Origin of the sequence: Actinomyces bovis (assembly GCF_900444995.1) — a bacterium.
Taxonomy (GTDB): domain Bacteria; phylum Actinomycetota; class Actinomycetes; order Actinomycetales; family Actinomycetaceae; genus Actinomyces; species Actinomyces bovis.
Genome location: NZ_UAPQ01000012.1, coordinates 59,465 through 77,270 on the forward strand (window position 1 = coordinate 59,465; position 17,806 = coordinate 77,270).

The window sequence follows — 17,806 nt, forward strand, 5'->3', positions numbered from 1 at the left end:
CTATCTTGGGAGGCCCTTATGCCACTGGCCGTCAACCATCGCTTTGCTCCAGGAGACCTGCCGGTGGAGGCGGGCCGCTACCGGCTCTTGGCCACTGCCGCCTGCCCCTATTGCCGTCGCCTACTGATTGCGCGCCGCCTGCTGGGACTCGTGCAGGCCCTGCCAGTAGCTTGGTCCTATGGCCGTGGCGACGACGGCTTCTGGGAGCTGACCGGCTCCGACGCCGCCCCCGGCCCCGATCCCGTTCTGGGCGCCCGCTCTGTGGCCGAGGTCTATGAGCGCACCCCCGGCTACACCCCGCCGCCTACCGTCCCGGCCCTGGTGGACACCACCACGGGGCAGGTAGTAGCTGATTCCTCCGGCGACCTGCTCTTTGACCTGGCCACCGCCTGGTGGGACCTGCGCGCACCCGGCGCCCCCGACCTGTATCCCCTGGACCGGCGCAACTCCACAGAGGCCTGGGATGCCTGGACGGATGAGTACATCGTGGCCCCCTTCCACGCAGCCACCCACAGCCAGGACCCGGCTGAGGTAGACGCGGCCACCAATGAGCTACTGCTTGGCTTCGATGTCATTGACACGGTGCTTGCCCGGGCGACCGGCATGGTCGCCAGCCGAGAGGCGGCGTTGACGGTGCGGGATGTGCCGCCGCTGTCCGCCGTCGTCTCCGTGGAACAGTTCTTGTGCGGTGCGGAGCCTTGTGGCTCCGATATCCGCCTATTCACCTTTGTGCAGGCTTATGAGTACGGCGGGCGCCAGCAGCTTGGCGACGGCGAAGCCCCCTCGATCTTCTTCTGGCCTGCCCTATCCCGCTGGTTCCGGGCCTTGGAGGCCAGGCCGGGCTGGATGGGTCCAGAGGAGCGCAGCGCCCTGGGACTGTAAGCGGAGTGGTCACCTAGCGCGGTTGCGTCGATGGAGAGAAGTCTCCAGTCCGCTGGGCGGTTGGGGGTGACGTGATCGTGATCTTTATGGGTATCCTGCCTTTGTGGGCATATCCCAACTGCCCGCAGCTGGACGCTCTTCCTGGCGTCCTTCCCTACAAGACCCCCTGAAAGAGCTGCGATGAAGAAGCTGCGCCTTGCCTCAGTTGGTGCTCTGGCCGCGATGGTCCTCATGCCCGCTGGCCTGAACTCTGCCGCCTACGCCGATGAGGCTTCCGTCCCCGCCCCAGGAGCCCCGGTTGCTGAGGCGCCTGCTGCTGAAGCGCCCGCGCCAGCCGCCCCGGGTGCGGAAGCTCCAGCTGAGTCGGCGCCGGTTGAGCCGGCTCCGGCTGACCCAGCTCCTGAGACCCCTGAGCCGGAGGCGCCGACCCCCGAAACCCCGGACCCGGAGACCCCGACCCCTGAGCCTGAGAGCCCGGCCCCCGCACCGGAGCCCGCCCCTGAGCCCGAGAGCCCGGCCCCCGCACCGGCTCCAGAGAACCCCGCTCCTGCGCCGGCTCCAGAGAACCCCGCCCCAGCTCCTGCCGACCCAGCTCCAGCTCCCGAGGCGCCTGGTGCGGAGGCCCCGGCTCCCGCTCCTGCTGACCCGGGCACGGGCTCCGCTCCTAAGGCCCCCGCGCAGGCTGCCCCTGAGGCTGGCCACCAGCCCGGTGCTGCTGAGGCCGCACCGGTAAAGCGTCCTCAGCTGGCGAACACCGGTATCTCCGGCATGGTCGCCCTGGAGGGTGCTGCGGCTGTGGCGCTTGGTGGTGTGGTGCTTCTGGCCCGCCGCCGCGCTATGAACTGATCTGCAGGGCATCCGGTGGATGATCGGATGATGAGCCCTGAGGAAATCCTCAGGCAGGTTGGAAACGACGCTGCCAAAGCCTGGGAGGCCCTGCACTCTGGGCAGAACTGGACTCCAGCGCAGCGGGAATGGCTGCGCTCGGTAGTTGCAGTTGGGAAGCCTGAGACCGCTGCGGCGGTTGAAGTTGCGCCAGTTCAGGCGGCGTCGATTCCGACCGTGCCGTTAAGGACTACGCCAACTCAGGTCGAGGCAGACGCGACGGTGCCGGTGAGCACTGCGCCACCACAGGCCGAGGCGGATTTAACCGTGCCGGTAAGAACCTTTCCTGCCCACGCTGAGCCGCTAAAGGCAGCGCCGGAGACGATTGCGCCGGTTAGGGCCGTGCCCGCAGCATCGGCTTCGGCACCTTCCGCGGCACCGGCCTATGCGGCGCCGTCGCAGCCTGCTGCTATCCAGTCAACCTTCCCGGAGCCCGCCGCCGCGCAGGCAGCAGGAGTACATGCAGCATCGGCAGGCGCGGGCAGCGCCTTCAGCCCTGCGGGTGCCGGAGCTGGCACGCCTGCCAAGCTGCAGGCAGGGATACCGGTTCCCATCTACGCCAGGTCCAGCTCCCCGGCGGGAACTGCTGCGGCCCCCTACGGGATGCCTAGCGGGCCGACGGCGCAGCCGACTCCTCCTACCGCATCTAGGTTTGCCGCCACCGCCAATAAGGGCAAGGCCCCAAAGAGCAAGCGGTCTGGTCGCTCCAAGGGGGCGCGTTGGGGCGTTCTGGCTGTGGTAGCGCTTGCGCTGCTGGCCATCGGCGGCCTGCTGTGGGCGTGGAAGAGCGGCATCTTGCCCGGTCTGGGGAAGGACAAGGCTCCAACCCCTGCGGCAAGCCAGGAACCGGCGGCAACCACCGAGCCGACCGCTCCGCCCGCCGGCGGGGGACCTGCTGGCGCCCCGGCGGTGCTGCGTTCTGGCACCGGCTCCTACATTTGCTCCAGTGCGGGTCAGGGCGTGCAGTGCTGGGGCACCAAGCTGGATAAGCAGAAGGTCCCGTTAGCACCGATCTCTGGTTTGGAGAACGTGAAAGTTGTGGGGCTCAGCGTCGGTCATGGCTTCGCCACCGCCGTCGGCGACGACGGCACTGTCTACACCTGGGGCGCCAATGACAAAGGCCAACTGGGAACCGCCGCTGGCGCCAACAGCGCAGCCGCCGTCAAGGTGGGCACCCTGCCAGGCAAACCCAGTCAGATTGTCACCGGCAATGAGCACAGCTGCGCCCTGGTTAACGGAGAGGTTTACTGCTACGGCGGTAACCGCTTTGGCCAGGTGACCGGCGCCTCCACCAAGGAGCCCGTGGGTGTAACCAAGGTTGAAGGTGTCACGGGAGCCGTGCAACTCGGCACCTCCGGCTACGACGCCTGGGCCATCACCGCTGAGGGCAGTTGGGCCTGGGGGAACAACACCTGGGGTCAGGTCGCTGACGGGGCGGGCAAGGTTGCCAAGCCAACCTTCACCCCCGCCAAGTGAGGCCACGCAGGAACGGTTATCTAACCAAGCCCTGACTAAAGGTCACTAAGGCTGAACCCCGGCAAACCGCCGGGGTTCAGCCTTAATTGCAGTTCGGCACGCTACCTAGCGGCGCTGCTTCCGCTACCCTAAAGTCCAGTGGGCTCAGCGCCCCAGCACCGGGTTATACCTAAGCCGGTTGGGCGTCGTCGGGCATTCTTCGCCGATCTGCATTGGCGCAATTAGCCTATCTGCCCGCAAATCCTCCAAACGCGTCACCACCCGCTCGCGCAAGTTCCACGGGTCAATTGTGTTCAAGTAGATCTTGGTGCCGCCCTCAAAACCCGCCAAGGTGGATACCCGCCACTTCAGGGTGATATGCCAAGGCATCGGCTGATCCACCCCCGGCGGCCGGTGGTGCCACTCCTCATTGCATGGCACCTGCGCGCCCGTGGCCGCATGCAAGGCGTGCAGCAGATCAGCGACGGCGTCGACCTCCTCCCGCGCCATCAACCAGGGCTCACAAATCGCTGAGGTCGAATACACCTCCAGCGTCGGATAACGGTGCCCAAAGCCAGCGAAAGCCACCGCATATTCATTAGCGGCCACCAACAGATTGTTGTAGGCCGCATAATCCACACCCAACTCGTTGTACAGATTCGGATTAGCGCGCACCCGCGCCAACTCCAACTCGCTGGTGACCCCCCGCTCATCAATCGCCACCAACTGCTTGTGCAGGTGGTCAAAAGACGCGCCCGCTGGCCGCAGCCAGTTCTGAAACACCGCCACATAACGCACCCAACGGTTCGCCGCATACAAATCCGCCATCGACTCCACCGCCAGGCGCATATACGCCCGGTGCTCTGCCACCGTGAGCGTGCCAGCAGAGGCTAAAGCCGAGGTGTCGACGGCGTCGTCAGTGAAATGCCGACGGCCAATAATCACATCATGCCCACCGGCAAAAAAGCCTGCCAGATAAGCCCGTCGGGCCGCCTCATCCAGCCGATCCCAAGTCCTTGGATCCATGCCGGAGGCCTGCATTTTGGTGCGGGCAATAGCGGCCACATGCTCCAGGCCCCGTGGGTCGGCCAAGTACGCCTCCATGCGCTCCCGGGCGGAGTCCGGCAGCTCGTAGCCGTGATTGGCGTGCCAGTACTCAAAAGGCAGGATTTCAAAGAGGTTAGGTATGCGGCGGAACTCCGCCGGGCGCTTGAACAGTGCCGCGGCAGGCACGGCGTCCAGGCGCTCAAAACCGGCGGTTGGCTTGGTGGGGTCGCGCAGCACCACGCGGGACTTCTCCGGTGGCGTCTCCAAATAGCGGCCCGCGCAAAAGGCGCAATGGTGGGTGCGATCCTGCGCAGATAAGGGGCGCACCTCCGTGGGTGGCTGAGAGATAGGCCGGTTGCCGCGGCCCGGGACCGTCCACACCTCCGTGCCGGTGATCGGGTTGATCTGCTTGACGGTCCCGTCCGCCATGCGAGTCAGGGGCGCAGGGCCGGGGGAGTAGGGCAGCAGCGGCATCGACGGCATAGCCCCATTGTGGCCCGCAGGTGGAGCGCGCGTGGGAATTGTGGGGTACGAGAGCGTCTCTTAGGGGCCTGTAGGTGGTGCCTGTCCCGCCGCCAGCGCGGACGCCCCCGGGTGCCCAGGTGCCCAGCCACTGCTTAGCGTGCAGCCACCTTCCCCGAGCCAGCAGCCCACAGACTCAGCCCGGCGCCCCCAGCCACCCCGGCACCACCTCCCAACGCCCCCAGCCACCACCTGGCAACGGCGTCGTCAAAACACACCGGTAGGCTGCGATAGCTGAGCAAAGTGGAAGGAGCCCCGATGGAGTCAACATTCGTCTCCCTCCTGTGCATTGTGGGCGTAGCTTTCCTAGCGCCATTGATCTCTTGGCTGGTACCCAGGCGACTCCTGCCTGAGGTGGTGCTCCTGACCATCGGCGGTATGCTGATCGGCGAACATGCCCTAGGCCTGGCCACCGAAACCGCCTCTATCGCCTTCCTGCACGAGTTGGGGCTTGCCTTTTTGTTCCTCATGGCGGGCTATGAGATCGACGTTAACGAACTGCGGGGCGTGGGCGGACACCACGCCATGTGGGCCTGGGTGCTTTCACTGGTCACGGCTTTCGGCGCCGTTGCCCTGATTGCCCCGAAGGGCGGGCCTTTCTCCACCAACGGGATTGCCATCGCCATCGCCATGACCTCCACCGCCATCGGCACCTTGCTGCCGATCATGCGCGAACGCGGCCTGCTGCCAACCTCTGTGGGCGCTGCCATCCTCAACCATGGGGCCGTCGGCGAGGTGGGGCCGATCATCCTCATGGCCCTGCTGCTGGGGAGCCGCTCCACTTGGGCCAGCCTCCTCATCCTGGTGTTGTTTGGCGCAGTGACCTTGCTGATCGTGCGCTTCACCGACCGGGTCAAGCAGTTCGGACACCGCCTGGTGGAGGCGATCCATCTGGGTGGTTCCACCACCGCGCAAACCACTGTGCGCCTCACCGTCCTGCTGCTGGTGGGGCTTTGTACCCTGGCGGAGGTCTTTGACCTAGATGTGGTGCTGGGGGCCTTCGCGGCTGGATTCGTGGTGCGCCAAGCCCTGCCCGACGGCAACAAAGAGTACGAGGAGAAGATCGAGGGCCTGGCCTATGGTCTGTTTATTCCGCTGTTCTTTGTGACCTCCGGGATGGGGATCGCCGTGGAGCTCACGCAGCGTTCCCTCATTGGGCTGGGCTTGTTCCTGCTTTTGCTGGTGTTGGCGCGGGGACTGCCCGTGTGGTTGGCCTCCCGGTTGGAGCGGCGTCGCGATGGTTCGCGGGCTTTCACCAACCGCCAGTGCCTGGAAATCGCCACCTATTCGACGACGGCGCTGCCGATCATTGTGGCGGTCACGCAGGTGGCGGTTACCGCCGGGGTGATGGTCAAGGAGGCCGCTTCGACCTTTGTGCTGGCGGGTTTGCTGAGTGTGATCGTGATGCCAGCTCTGGGCTTGCTGTTCAGTGAAACGCGCGCGAATGAGGGCGAGCGGGTTGGAGCTAAGGGGCCCGCACTTGCTGGGGTTGAGGCGACGACGTCGGAGTTTGAGAGCCTTTCGACGGCGCAGGGCGGTGAGTTGGGCACTGGTGGGCGAGGCGCCGACGGGCTGGGTGCTGGCAGGGCGGGGGACCGCAGGCCAGGGGCTGGCGGGCCGGATGCGGGCGGCGGCGCGGCGCCTGCAGGCCTGGACCAGCTGGCCCGCCATGGGCTCTCCCCGGAGGAAGCTCGCATCCTGGCGGAACGCCTAGCTCAGATTCAGGTGGAGCGCGCCATGTGGCGCGACCAGTTCGGCACCCGACTGCGACCCGAACGGCGCGGACGCGGGGGACGCCGTCTGCGCCGTCGCTAAGTCGCTGCGAGAAATACTGAGGCGGGCTGAATCTCCGAGCGGCGAGCAGGGTTAGCAGGCACTGTTCGCGCCGCCTGCACTGTGCCACCAAAGTCCCACCACAGCTACGCCACCTGGGGGCGCGCGTGCGTGTCAGTGCCCCGCCGTAGCCTGGGCACATGGCACGCACGCTCACCCCCGAGGACTGGCCCGCCCAGCTCACTGATACTGGGCTTGCGGCCGCCCTCTCCGAGCAGGCCTTGCGCGGTGGGCGGGCCCTGGCTGAGGCTGGGCGGGTCGGCCCGATCTCCGTGGGTGCGGGCGGGGAGATTCTGACCGCCCAGGTTAAGGACTCCCACGGTCGGGCCGTGCAAACTATGGCCTTCAGCGCCCCCAATGAGCCACAAGGCTGGAAAGCCTCCTGTTCCTGCCACCAGGCGGGCTGCCAACACGTGGCCGCCACCCTGCTGGCCGCGCGTACCCAAGCAGGTGGGGGCCACCAAGCCCCGGACTGGCGCGCCCAACTCGATGCCCTGCTTAGCCCGCCGAGTGCCGGTGTGCGCATGGGGTTGGAGGTCGGGCCAGTGGATGAGGCCGGCACGCTCGGCCTGCTGCCGCTGATTCGGGGCGCCCACGCCTGGCGCCGCCAAGACTGCCCGTGGACCGCCGTCGCCGCCGGAACCCTGGAGCAGCACGCCGACCACGCCCAGCTGGCTTGCCTCGCCGATATTGCGGCCATGGCGCCGCGCGGTGCCTTCTTTTACACCGATGACCGCATCCGGCTGGACCAGCTGCCAGCCCGTATCTGGCAGGTGCTGCGTGAGGCAGTGGAGACCGGTTTGGCGCTTAGGACGGCGCAGCACGCCGGGCAGCCGGTGGATATCCTGCCTGGGCTGAGGGGCGGTGTGGTGGTGGTTCGTGATGACGACGGCGCCGTCGTGCTCAGCCCGGCTCTAGATCTGCGCCCTGTGACCGGACTGGAGCGGGGTGAGCGCGCCTGCGGTGCGGGCAGTGCGCCCGGCGAGGCGCCTTTTTATGCGCACCGCAGCGATGGCCGGAACCTAAGCGACACCGATCTGCGCGAGGGCAGTGGCCTACCTCCGCAGCTGCGAGCGGTGACGCGAGGGCCGCTGCTAGTTACCTCGTCCAAGCAGACGCGCCTGGGATGGGAACCGGAGTTGCTGCCGCTAGGCCAGCCGGTGCACGCCTACGCACTGTGGCGGCCAGATGGTTCCTTGGCTCTGCTGCCCCTAGAACAGCCGGGGGAACCACTGGTGGCGCGACTCCTTGAGGCTCCGGACCAGCGCGTGGTGGTGCCGACGGCGGAGGTGCCCCAGTTTGAGGAGGAATGCCTGGAGCGGCTGGGGGACCTGTTGCCGGTGCTGCATATGGACAAGTCACTGCAGCTACCTGAGCCGATCCACCCAGTGATATTGCTGCGCATTGACATTGAGGGCGACGAACATCGCGCCACCACCAGTTGGTTCATCCGTTACCAAAGCGACGACGGCGTCGAGAACGGTCGCATAGCACTGCAAAACCTGGAGGCTGCGCTAGGTGGAGAGCCGGCGCTCAGCGGGCTGACACCCACGGGTAAAGATGCAGATAGGGCAATCCAGCCACCGCGCAGCCGCGACCTGACCGCTGAAGCAGCCGTGGCGCGCTCCGTGCTGGCCGCCTTCCAGGATCCGGCCTCTGAGCTCGGCAGCCTTTGGCGGCCGCGCAGTTTCACCGGTATGGACACTGCCCACTTTATGACTCGTAGCCTCGCGCAGTTGCGCCGTATTGACGGCCTCGAACTGGAGATTGTGGGCGAAGTGCCGGACTACCGCGCCGCGGAGGAGACCCCCATCATCACCACCGAGGTGGCAGACGGGGACACCCCCGACTGGTTCTCCCTGCGCGTGCGAGTGCGCGTAGGCAGTGAGGAGATTCCCCTGGAGCGCCTAATGACGGCGGTGGCGCGCCGGGAGCAGCAGGTGCTTTTGGACTCGGGCACCTGGGTCAGCATCGACCGCCCTGAGATCTACCGGCTGGCCGCGTTGATGGAGGAGGGGCGCGCCCTAGCCGACCCCGGGCGTGCCACTCCGGATGCCGCGACCCTGTCGGTGTCGCGCCTGGATGTGGGCTACTACGCCCAGCTCGTGGCACTGGGGGTGGAAGGTGAACAGACGGCGGCCTGGAAAGCTGGCGTGGAGCGGCTGTTGCAAGTGCTTGATGCTGGCGAGACCGGTCAGGGTGGTGAGGCCGGGACCGTTAGGGCTGGCGGAGCCGTTAGGGCTGACGGAGTTGAGGAAGCTAGCGGGAATGCCAGGGTTGGCAGCCTTACAAAGACCTCAGAAGCTGACGGCGCTACAGGAACCGCCGGGGCTGCGGTTGCTACAGCCATACCTAGCATTGCGGTGCCCGCTGGTCTGAAGGCGCAACTGCGCCCCTACCAGCTGGAAGGCTTCCGCTGGCTGGACCTGCTGCGCCACTGCGGCCTGGGTGGGGTACTTGCTGACGACATGGGTCTAGGTAAAACCGTCCAAGTGCTTGCTGCTGTGGCTGCCCTGATGGAGGAGCAGCGGGAGTCGGGCGCTGAGGTAAAGCCCGTGCTCGTCGTCGCCCCCACCAGCGTGGTCAGTGCCTGGGCCGAACAGGCGGCCCGCTTCACTCCTAGCCTGCGCGTGGCCACCGTTACCAGCACTGCCGCTAAGCGGCGCACGGCCTTGCGCACGCTGGCGGCTGTGGCCGACGTCGTCGTCACCTCCTACGCGATTGTGCGTCTAGAAGAAGAGGCCTTTGTGTCGCAAGACTGGGCGTGGGTGGTGCTGGACGAGGCGCAGTTCGTGAAGAACCACGCTGCCGTCACCTACAAAGCGGTGCGGCGACTGCGGGCGCCCGCGAAGCTGGCGATCACGGGCACCCCCATGGAGAACTCGCTTATGGACCTGTGGTCGATCCTGTCGATTGTGGCGCCGGGACTGCTGCCCGCGCCGGAGCGCTTCAAAGAGGTGTACCGCACCCCGATCGAGAAGGGCAATCAGCGGCGCCTGGCTAGCTTGCGGGCGCGGATGCGGCCCTTCCTGCTGCGGCGCACCAAGGAGGAGGTGGCGGCCGACCTGCCCGCCAAGACTGAGCAGGTGGTGGCCGTGGAGCTGCCCGAGGCGCACCGGCGTGCCTATGAGGCCCGCCTAATCCGCGAGCGGCAGAAAGTTCTGGGCCTACTAGAGGAAGACTCTGCTACCGCACGGTTTTCTGCCTTGAAGTCCTTAACCACGCTGCGCATGCTGGCCCTCGACCCGGAACTCGTGCCCGAGCCGGGGGAGAACGGCGAGCAGGGCACAGCTGGGCAGGATTTGGCCGGGCAATGCGCAGAGGAACGGGGCATAGCCGCTGAGGTGCTGCCCTCCGCGTCCGCTCTGCGCGGCAGCGCGGCGTCACCGGGCGAAGCTGCGCAGGGCGGGTACGAAAGAGTCGGCGCGGCGGAGGGTGATACGGCGATGACGGTGCCTGAAACCAGCGCCGCAGCGGCACCGGGCATGCAGACTGAGCTTGCTTTAACCACACTCAGCCCCGCCATCGGTAACCGGGCACGGCGACCACGCAAGCAGCCCGGTGCCAAGGTGCAGGTGCTGCTGGACCGACTCGGTCCCATAGTCGCCGAGGGGCATAAAGCCCTGGTATTTAGCCAGTTCACCCGCTACCTGCGGGGCGTGCGCGAGCACTTGGAGGCTGCCGGGCTGCGCACGGTCTACCTAGATGGCGCCACCGCAGATCGCCAAAACGTCATCGATTCCTTCCGCACCGGGCAGGCCGATGTCTTCCTCATTTCCTTGAAAGCCGGGGGATTTGGGCTAACGCTCACTGAGGCCGACTACGTGTTCCTGCTGGACCCGTGGTGGAACCCGCAGGCAGAGGAGCAGGCGGTGGACCGGGCGCACCGCATCGGTCAGGAGCAGCCCGTAATGGTTTACCGGCTGGTGGCGGCGGGCACCATTGAGGAGAAAGTCATGGCTCTCAAGGAGAAAAAGGCTGAGCTCTTTGAGCGCGTGGTGGAAGGTGCTGATGACCTTGAGGCTGGGGACGGTGCGGGCGGCCAGGCTGTGAGCCTGGCTGAGGCTTCAACTTTGGGTGGCCCGGCCTCCAGCAGTGGCGCCGACGGCGGGCGGAGCCTGCCCCGGCGTCGTGGCTCCCTCACCGCCGCCGATATCCGCGCCCTCCTCCAGCCCTAGCTACCTAGCTCACTCGGCGCTGGCCGCCGCTCTCCTGGAGCACCGGCCAGCCTGAGCCTGCCACTGCTTCTCACACGCACCGCCCTGGTCCGCGCCTCCCGCCTGGGAGCACCGCCCTGGTCGAGGTTTTCGGGAGTCGATCACGGCCCCGCATCCGCCCAAGACTGGGCCTGCCAGGCCGCCTCCTGCTGCACCGGCCAGCCTGATTTGCGCGCCCCATGCGCCCCATGCGCGCCCGCCTCCAGGGGCAGTTATCCAAGTGACTCGGCGCTACCCCGCCAGGCCACTTGCTATTCCAACACTTTCCACCTTCCCGGGCCCCAACAGCTACCCTCAGGCCCTGATCGTGACGATGCGCCAAGCTCCCTGATCGGAGCAGCTGTGCCAGCTGCGCGCTCCACAGGGCGCCGCCATGCACGCTCCAGGCCTGCCGCAGTGCCCAACCCCAAGCAGCTACATCCGACGGTCCAGCCTGGAAAGACGGGCGAACCAGCCCGCCAAACCCACCAAGGGAGGACCAATATGAACCGCATCCTGCACACCTTGCGCGCCTCGCTCGCTCTGACCCGGGGCGCTCCTAAGCCACCCAGCTTGGCCCCCGGCGTCGACCCCACTGACCCGGATGGTGAGGCCGGCATGGCTACCGCCGAGTACGCCATAGGCACGCTCGCCGCCGCAGCTTTCGCAGGCCTACTGCTGGCCATCATGCGCGGCGGCGGCCCCACGGCTCTGCTCTCCTCGCTGATCAACTCGGCACTTTCCAACCCGTGATGCGCATCCAAACAGGTAGACGGCTTCCGTCGCGCCTGCGTCCGTCGTCGGCTGGTAGCACAGCCCTCCAGCCGACGACGGCGCGCCGCTGGCTGCTGCGAGCCGAGCTGTGCGCCACCCGGCCCCAGCCCAGCGGTGCGAGCTGGCCGGGTGCCCAAGACAGCCCAGACGCTGCAGGAAGTCCAGGAAACATAGGCCGCGGGGCTAGCCCGGTAGGTGCTGCGGTAGGCCCCGGCCACCCAAATGCTTCAGGAAACCCGGGAAGTCCTGGCAGCTCAGGCTGTTCAGACGCCCTAGCCAGCCCGGCGAGCTCATCGTCTGGCAGTGGGGCAGGCACCTCCGATACTCCCGGGCGCCCTCGTCGTCGCTGGTTGCAAGGAGAGACCGGCATGGTGACAGCTGAGCTGGCCCTGGCGATTCCCGCCATCGTGATCGTCCTGGCCCTTGTGCTCGTGGCGGTCAGCGCTGGCGTTACCCAGCTGCGGGTCGCTGACGCCGCCCGCAGTGCCGCCCGGGAAGCCGCGCGCGGAAGCGGCGACGTGGCGGCGGCTGCGCAGCTCGCAGGCGGGGCAGTATCTGTCTCAGTGGAGACTGGAACGCTGACCTGCGTGCGGGCCACTCGTCCCGTTATTGGGCCCCTGGGCGGGCTCGGGCTGACGGCCTCGGCCCGCGCCTGCGCTTACACCGAACCCACCAGCAATGACGCCGGAGCCCAACCATGAAACCTGCGAGTTCAGGGGGTAGACCGAGCCCGGGAAGTTGGCGCTTGTTCCACAGGATTTGGGTTTCCAGGGGTGGGTCCGCTGCTCGTCAAACATATTGGCACTCGGGTGCCAGGTCCTGCCGGGCGACACTGCTGCCTAAACCGCTGGCCGCAGAGCAGGGGTCTGGGACCGTGCTGGCGCTAGGCGTGATGGCGGTGCTGCTGGCCCTGGGACTGCTGATCACTGGGCTGGTGCAGGCCCAAGCGGCTAAGGCTCGTGCCCACGCTGGCGCCGACCTGGCCGCACTCGCCGGTGCCACCGCGCTTACCTCAATCATCGTGCCCAGTGAGCCCTGCGCCATGGCTGGCCAGGTGGCGGCAGCCAACAGGGTGGAGTTGACCGCCTGCGACATCGTCGGCGAGGACGTGATTGTGCAGGTGCAGGCGCAGGCACGGGTGCTGGGAGTGCCGCGCGTAGCCATTGGGGCCGCCCGGGCCGGCCCCGCCGACACCCCCTGAGCCAAGCGCCGTCGTCGCCGCCTGAGCTCTAGCCTCCGTCGCCCAGTGAGCCGCTACCCCCACCCTTTCGGACAACGTAAACACATTCGGACAACGTAAATATGTTTGGACAACCGTGTACACGGTCTACGGTTGTCCGAACGGCAGAAAGTTGTCCGAAAAGGGGAAGCCAAGCCAACCAGGTCCAGCAGGCTTACTCGGGTAGGGGCGCTGCGGGGAGGGCCCAGGCGCGGGAAGACTCAATGCTGACCAGCACGTCGTCGCCCTCTGCGTGGATCGCCTCCACATCCGGGTCGGACTCCACACACACCAGCAGCCCGGCGGCAGTCTCCACCTCGTACTCCACATGGTCGCCGTAGAACACCGCCGAGACCACCTTGCCGCAGTTCCCACTTAGCTCCGCAGCGGCACCACCCCCGGCAGCCTGCAGCCGCAGCGACTCGGGGCGAACCACCACGGTCACGGCGTCGCCAGCTGCCACCGCCTCATGGCAGGCCACCCGCTTCTCCTGGCCCAGCAGCGTCGCCACGCACCGGCCCTCAGCCACCTCATTGGCAGTTGCCAGCAGGAAGTTGGCCCGCCCAATGAAGTCCGCTACGAACACGGATGCGGGACGCCGGTAGAGCTCCTCCGGCGTCGCCACCTGCTCGATCTGCCCGGCGTTCATCACCACGATCCGGTCGGACATGGTCATAGCTTCAGCCTGGTCGTGAGTCACATAGATCGCCGTGATGCCCATGCGCTGCTGCAGACGGCGGATCTCCAACCGCATGCGCACGCGCAGCTTGGCATCCAAGTTAGACAGGGGCTCATCAAATAGCAGCACCTTGGGGCGCATAACCATGGCGCGTGCCAGAGCCACCCGCTGCTGCTGACCACCAGAAAGCTCATTGGGGGCGCGCCCAGCTAAGGCGGTGAGGTTCATGGAGGTCAGAGCCACCTTGACCCGCTCGTCAATCTCCTTGGCTGGCAGCTTGCGGAGCTTGAGGCCATAGGCCACATTGTCGCGCACGCTCAGGTGAGGGAATAAAGCGTAGGACTGGAACACCATGGACATGGGGCGCTTATTCGGCGGCAGTGACACCATGTCCACGTCATCCAGCACCACCCGCCCGGAGGTGGTGTCCTCAAAACCGGCCACCATGCGCAGAGTCGTCGTCTTGCCGCAGCCCGAGGGGCCCAGGAAGGTGATGAACTCACCCGGCGCGATATCCAGGTTCACGCCTTGGACCGCGTTGACCTCCTTGCCGCGGTTGAAGAAGGTCTTGACGACGTCCTGCAACTGCAGGTGCCCGGTAACGGCGACGGCGTCGGTGGCCTTGGCGCTGGTCTGGGTGCTCATGTTCTGGTCCTTGGGGTCCGTGGGGGCAGTTGGGGCGGGGCGGCCGGGGCTAGCAGGTCGGTCAGAGCCGGCAGGGCCGCCGGGGGCGCGGTCAGGGGCGTTCACAGGGTGGCTCCTGTGCGCACGGAGCGGTCTTTGACTACGAGGCTCATCAGGCCTGTCACGCTCAGCACGATCACGATCAGGATCACGCAGAAAGCAAAGGCATTGCCGAAGCGCCCGGCGTCAACTTCGGACAAGATCTGCGAGGTCATGATCTTGGTGTGGGGCGTGGTGATGAAGATGATCGGAGACAGCGTCGTCATTGAGCGGGAGAAGGCGTAAGTCAGGCCTGCCAGGAAAGCTGGGCGGATCAAGGGCAGCGTGATGCGCCGGAAGGTCTGTAGGCCTGAGCCACCCAGGGAGGTGGAGGCCTCGTCGATGGCTTTGTCGATCTGCTGCAGGCTGGCGATGCCGGAGCGTTGGCCTGCGGGCGTAGAGCGCGCCACATACACCATGACGATGGCAATGGCGCCGCCTGCGACTGCTCCGCCACCGGCCAGTGCCGGGATGATGTTTACGCCGAACATTGCCACGGGCACGTTGTAGGTGACCAGGTAGCCGATGCCGATAACCGTGCCGGGCACAGCCAGGCCCAGCATGCCAATGAAGTCCATGATTGCGGCGCCGCGGCGCAGCCGCACCACCACCAGCCAAGCGATCATCATGCCGAGCACCCCGGCGATCGGGGTGGCTATAAGTGCCAGCATGGTGGTGTCGATCATGGCGTCATTGCCGATGCCCGAGAGGATGTATTTGAAGTGCCGCATTGTGAACTTGTTGTTCACGCCGAGGATCTCCACGAAGGCACCAATCACCACGGCGGCGTAGATGGTGACCACCAGGCCCAACACCACTGCGGATAAGGCCAGCAGCGGCACTCGGGCACGGTTGTCCTTAATGGGTTTGAAGCTGCCAGCGGGCTTGCCGGTGACGGTCACGGTGGAGGCGCGCGTGGACCAGTAGCGCTGCAGCAGGAATACCAGCAGCGCCGGTACCAGCAGCACCAGGGAGTAGGCGGCGCCCGCAGCGGTGTCGTATTCGCCAGTGATTGCAATGTAGGCGCGGGATGCCAGCACCGTGTAGTCACCGCCGATGACCAGCGGGTTGGCCAGGTCGGCAATCGCCTCCACGAATAGCAGCAGGAAGGAGGCCGCAATGCCTGGCACCACCATGGGCAGGGTCACCGTGCGGAAGATGGTCCAGCGGCTGGCGCCCAGGGAGGAAGCCGCCTCCTCCATCGCCGGGTCGAGGCTGCGGAACATGCCCAGCAGGTTCATATATGCCACTGGGAAGAAGGAGAGCGTGAGCACCAGGGTCAGGCCGTCCAGGCCGTAAATATTCCAGTCCTGGCCTAGGAGTTGGTTGGAGATAATGCCTTTGCGTCCAAATAGTGTGATCGACGCCGTCGCCACTGCGAAGGGTGGGGAGACAATCGGCATGAGGCAGATCAGGTGGAAGAGTCGCTTGCCTTTGAATGCCACCCGCGCCTGGATATAAGCCAGAACGAATCCCACCAGGGTGCCCAAGGCACCAACCACCGTGCCCAGCACCAGGGTGTTGAGCATGATGGCGCGGTTGGTTTTGGAGGTCATCAGGCCGGACAGGGAGTCCAAGCCTCCGGGGGTGAAGGCTTCGCCGAGGATGCGCAGCAGGGGCAAACCCACCAGCATCACAAGCAATATGGCGACGATGGCGGTGATCGTCAGGGTCACGGGGTCCTGGCGGACCTTGGTGCGGGTGCGGCGCCGGGGGGCGCTAGCCGACACGGCGTCGGTGGCGGACATGCTGACCTCATTAAGTGTGGTGGAGGGGAAGGGGAGCTGGCCTAGGCAGAACCTGGAAAAGCCCGCAAAGCCAAACAGGGCCAAAAAACCAGTAGAGCCGGTAGAGCGAGTAGAGCCGGTAAGGCCCGGAGGGGCGGGGCGCCTGCGCGGTTTAAACCTTGCAGGCGCCCCCGAAGCGTTACTCCTTAGGCTTCGCGGCGATCTCCTCATCGAAGCGCTTGGTGAGCTTCGGCTTGGCGGCGGCAGCCTTGGTGAAGTCGTAGTCCACCAGGGTCAGCGAGTCGAGCTTGACCATCTTCTCGGAGGGCTTGGCGTCCGGGTGCGTCAGTGCCTGGTAAGCGCCAACAGTCTGCCCAATGTTCTGCGCCTCTGCGGAGATAGCAAAGTCGATGTACTTCTGGGCGGCTGTCTTGTGCTTGGAGCCAGCCACCAGGGCCACGCCGCCAACCTCATAGCCGGTGCCCTCCTTGGGGAAGGAGACCTGCAGGTCAGTCATGCCCTCTTCCTGGTACTTCACGCAGTCGTGGGAGAAGACTAGGCCCACGGCGGCCTCCCCACGGCCCGCGATCTGGCCGGGGGCGGTGCCGGACTTGGAGTACTGCAGGACGTTGGCGTGCAGCTGCTTCATGTAGTCCAGGCCCTGGTCTTCACCACCCAGGCGGGTCACCTGGGTCCACAGGGTGGTGAAAGCTGTGCCGGAGGTGGACGGGTGGGCGGTGGAGATCTGGCCCTTGAGCTTGGGGTCAAGCAGGTCGTCCCAGGAGTCGGGAACCTCTACGCCCAACTTGTCCAGGGCGGTCTTGTTGGAGCAGAAGCCCAGGGCACCGATGTACACGCCGGTCCAGTTGCCGGAGGCGTCCTTGTACTTGTCGGGGATCTTGCTGGCTTCGGGGGAGGAGTAGGCCTCTAGGAGGCCCTGGTTGACGGCCTCGCCGTAGCCGTCCACGGGGCCGCCCGTGCCAGACGTCGAACTCCGGGTTGGACTTGGCGGAGGCCAGGCGGGCGACGGTTTCACCGGAGGATAGGCGCACATAGGTGGCTTTGATGCCGGTCTTCTTAGTGAAGGCGTCGGTCCAGGCTTGGCACAGGTCTTCCATGGCACCGCAGGCGACGGTGATTGGGCCCTCGGCGCCGTCGGCACCACCGGCCGCCTTGGTGGAGGAGTTTGAGGGGGTGCCAGCACAGGCGGACAGGATCAGGCTGAGGGTGGCCGCCCCGGATAGGAGGACGCCGACCTTGCGGTGCGTGAACATGGGGGAGGGGACCTTTCGGTTGCGGGACGCCACATTGCGTCGACCAGCTCCCATAATGCACAGGCAAAGTGAACGTGGGCTCCGCCACTGTATGACGCTTTGTGACAGTGCTGTTATCAAATGCTCGGGGCCACGCCACTCACAGGTTCGGCATGGTGTAGCCCCGACCCCGGATCGCCACCACCACATCAGGGGAAACGCCGCGCCGTTCCAAATGACGACGTAGCCGGTAAACGGTGGTGCGGACCATCTCCTTACCTCCCGCCCGCTCCGCCGTCTCCCACACGGCGTTGAGCAGATCCGTCCACTCCAACACCGTGCCCGCATGCCGCGCCAGCACCGCCAAGAGGCGCACCTCAGTGTCCGGTAAGGGCAGGGCTTCACCATCCCAGGTGACCTCCCCGGTGGCAGGAACCACCCGCAGCGGCCCATTGACGACGACGTCGCCCACCGAGGCACCTGCCCGCCGCAGCACTGCGGTGGCGCGCAGAGCTAGCTCACGCGGAGAGAAGGGTTTAGTCACATAGTCATCCGCGCCAGACTCCAGGCCGGTGATGCGGTGCTCTTCATCGCCCATGGCGGTTAACAGG

13 protein-coding genes are annotated in these 17,806 nt (G+C 66.3%); 8 read left to right on the forward strand and 5 right to left on the reverse strand.

From position 1 onward, the window contains the following. Positions 1-18 precede the first annotated feature (18 nt). The 3 genes from DR039_RS10945 (at position 19) to DR039_RS10955 (ending at position 3,243) form a co-directional block, all read left to right on the forward strand. On the forward strand, positions 19-882 hold the full coding sequence (locus DR039_RS10945) for a glutathione S-transferase family protein (RefSeq protein WP_111837405.1): 864 nt from the start codon (positions 19-21) through the stop codon (positions 880-882). A gap of 180 nt (positions 883-1,062) precedes the next feature. Continuing rightward, complete coding sequence (locus DR039_RS10950) at positions 1,063-1,728, forward strand: hypothetical protein (protein ID WP_174887831.1); 666 nt, start codon at positions 1,063-1,065, stop codon at positions 1,726-1,728. 30 nt (positions 1,729-1,758) lie between these two features. Then, a complete protein-coding gene (locus tag DR039_RS10955; protein WP_170166938.1) occupies positions 1,759-3,243 on the forward strand; it encodes an RCC1 domain-containing protein in 1,485 nt (494 codons plus the stop codon). A 144-nt stretch (positions 3,244-3,387) separates the two neighbouring features. Here DR039_RS10955 and DR039_RS10960 read toward each other — a convergent pair whose 3' ends face one another. Then, positions 3,388-4,752 (reverse strand): DUF4921 family protein, encoded by a 1,365-nt coding sequence (locus DR039_RS10960; protein ID WP_229116965.1) that lies wholly within the window; start codon positions 4,750-4,752, stop codon positions 3,388-3,390. Between the two features lie 297 nt (positions 4,753-5,049). On the opposite strand from DR039_RS10960, the gene DR039_RS10965 reads away from it, so the two are divergent. The 5 genes from DR039_RS10965 to DR039_RS11610 all read left to right on the forward strand — a co-directional run bounded on the left by DR039_RS10965 (position 5,050) and on the right by DR039_RS11610 (position 12,795). Further along, positions 5,050-6,606, forward strand: a complete 1,557-nt coding sequence (locus DR039_RS10965) for a cation:proton antiporter (protein WP_111837408.1) — start codon at positions 5,050-5,052, stop codon at positions 6,604-6,606. A gap of 158 nt (positions 6,607-6,764) precedes the next feature. Continuing rightward, positions 6,765-10,802 (forward strand): DEAD/DEAH box helicase, encoded by a 4,038-nt coding sequence (locus DR039_RS11605; RefSeq protein WP_197719042.1) that lies wholly within the window; start codon positions 6,765-6,767, stop codon positions 10,800-10,802. 522 nt (positions 10,803-11,324) lie between these two features. Continuing rightward, positions 11,325-11,573: a DUF4244 domain-containing protein gene (locus DR039_RS10980; RefSeq protein ID WP_111837409.1), complete on the forward strand. Its 249-nt coding sequence runs from the start codon at positions 11,325-11,327 to the stop codon at positions 11,571-11,573. A 389-nt stretch (positions 11,574-11,962) separates the two neighbouring features. Further along, entirely contained in the window at positions 11,963-12,295 is a 333-nt protein-coding gene (locus DR039_RS10985) for a TadE family type IV pilus minor pilin (protein ID WP_111837410.1), read from the forward strand. Positions 12,296-12,441: 146 nt separating this feature from the next. Next, entirely contained in the window at positions 12,442-12,795 is a 354-nt protein-coding gene (locus DR039_RS11610; protein WP_318268934.1) for an Rv3654c family TadE-like protein, read from the forward strand. 193 nt (positions 12,796-12,988) lie between these two features. Here DR039_RS11610 and DR039_RS10995 read toward each other — a convergent pair whose 3' ends face one another. From DR039_RS10995 to DR039_RS11010, 4 genes are all read right to left on the reverse strand, one after another. Beyond that, positions 12,989-14,137, reverse strand: coding sequence for an ABC transporter ATP-binding protein (locus DR039_RS10995; RefSeq protein WP_111837417.1), 1,149 nt, complete (start codon positions 14,135-14,137; stop codon positions 12,989-12,991). Between the two features lie 101 nt (positions 14,138-14,238). Beyond that, a complete protein-coding gene (locus DR039_RS11000; RefSeq protein WP_111837229.1) occupies positions 14,239-15,963 on the reverse strand; it encodes an ABC transporter permease in 1,725 nt (574 codons plus the stop codon). Between the two features lie 178 nt (positions 15,964-16,141). After that, positions 16,142-16,909: an ABC transporter substrate-binding protein gene (locus tag DR039_RS11005; protein ID WP_324252482.1), complete on the reverse strand. Its 768-nt coding sequence runs from the start codon at positions 16,907-16,909 to the stop codon at positions 16,142-16,144. Between the two features lie 446 nt (positions 16,910-17,355). Further along, positions 17,356-17,806: response regulator transcription factor (locus tag DR039_RS11010; RefSeq protein WP_146742223.1), on the reverse strand; the 451-nt coding region annotated here is incomplete at its 5' end.

Excerpts from the sequence above, each read along its gene's own strand:
- DR039_RS10955 (WP_170166938.1), top strand. The coding sequence starts at position 1,759 with ATGAGCCCTGAGGAAATCCTCAGGCAGGTTGGAAACGACGCTGCCAAA.
- DR039_RS11000 (WP_111837229.1), bottom strand. The coding sequence starts at position 15,963 with ATGTCCGCCACCGACGCCGTGTCGGCTAGCGCCCCCCGGCGCCGCACC.
- DR039_RS10950 (WP_174887831.1), top strand. The coding sequence starts at position 1,063 with ATGAAGAAGCTGCGCCTTGCCTCAGTTGGTGCTCTGGCCGCGATGGTC.
- DR039_RS11605 (WP_197719042.1), top strand. The coding sequence starts at position 6,765 with ATGGCACGCACGCTCACCCCCGAGGACTGGCCCGCCCAGCTCACTGAT.
- DR039_RS10945 (WP_111837405.1), top strand. The coding sequence starts at position 19 with ATGCCACTGGCCGTCAACCATCGCTTTGCTCCAGGAGACCTGCCGGTG.
- DR039_RS10965 (WP_111837408.1), top strand. The coding sequence starts at position 5,050 with ATGGAGTCAACATTCGTCTCCCTCCTGTGCATTGTGGGCGTAGCTTTC.
- DR039_RS10985 (WP_111837410.1), top strand. The coding sequence starts at position 11,963 with ATGGTGACAGCTGAGCTGGCCCTGGCGATTCCCGCCATCGTGATCGTC.
- DR039_RS10995 (WP_111837417.1), bottom strand. The coding sequence starts at position 14,137 with ATGAGCACCCAGACCAGCGCCAAGGCCACCGACGCCGTCGCCGTTACC.
- DR039_RS10980 (WP_111837409.1), top strand. The coding sequence starts at position 11,325 with ATGAACCGCATCCTGCACACCTTGCGCGCCTCGCTCGCTCTGACCCGG.
- DR039_RS10960 (WP_229116965.1), bottom strand. The coding sequence starts at position 4,752 with ATGCCGTCGATGCCGCTGCTGCCCTACTCCCCCGGCCCTGCGCCCCTG.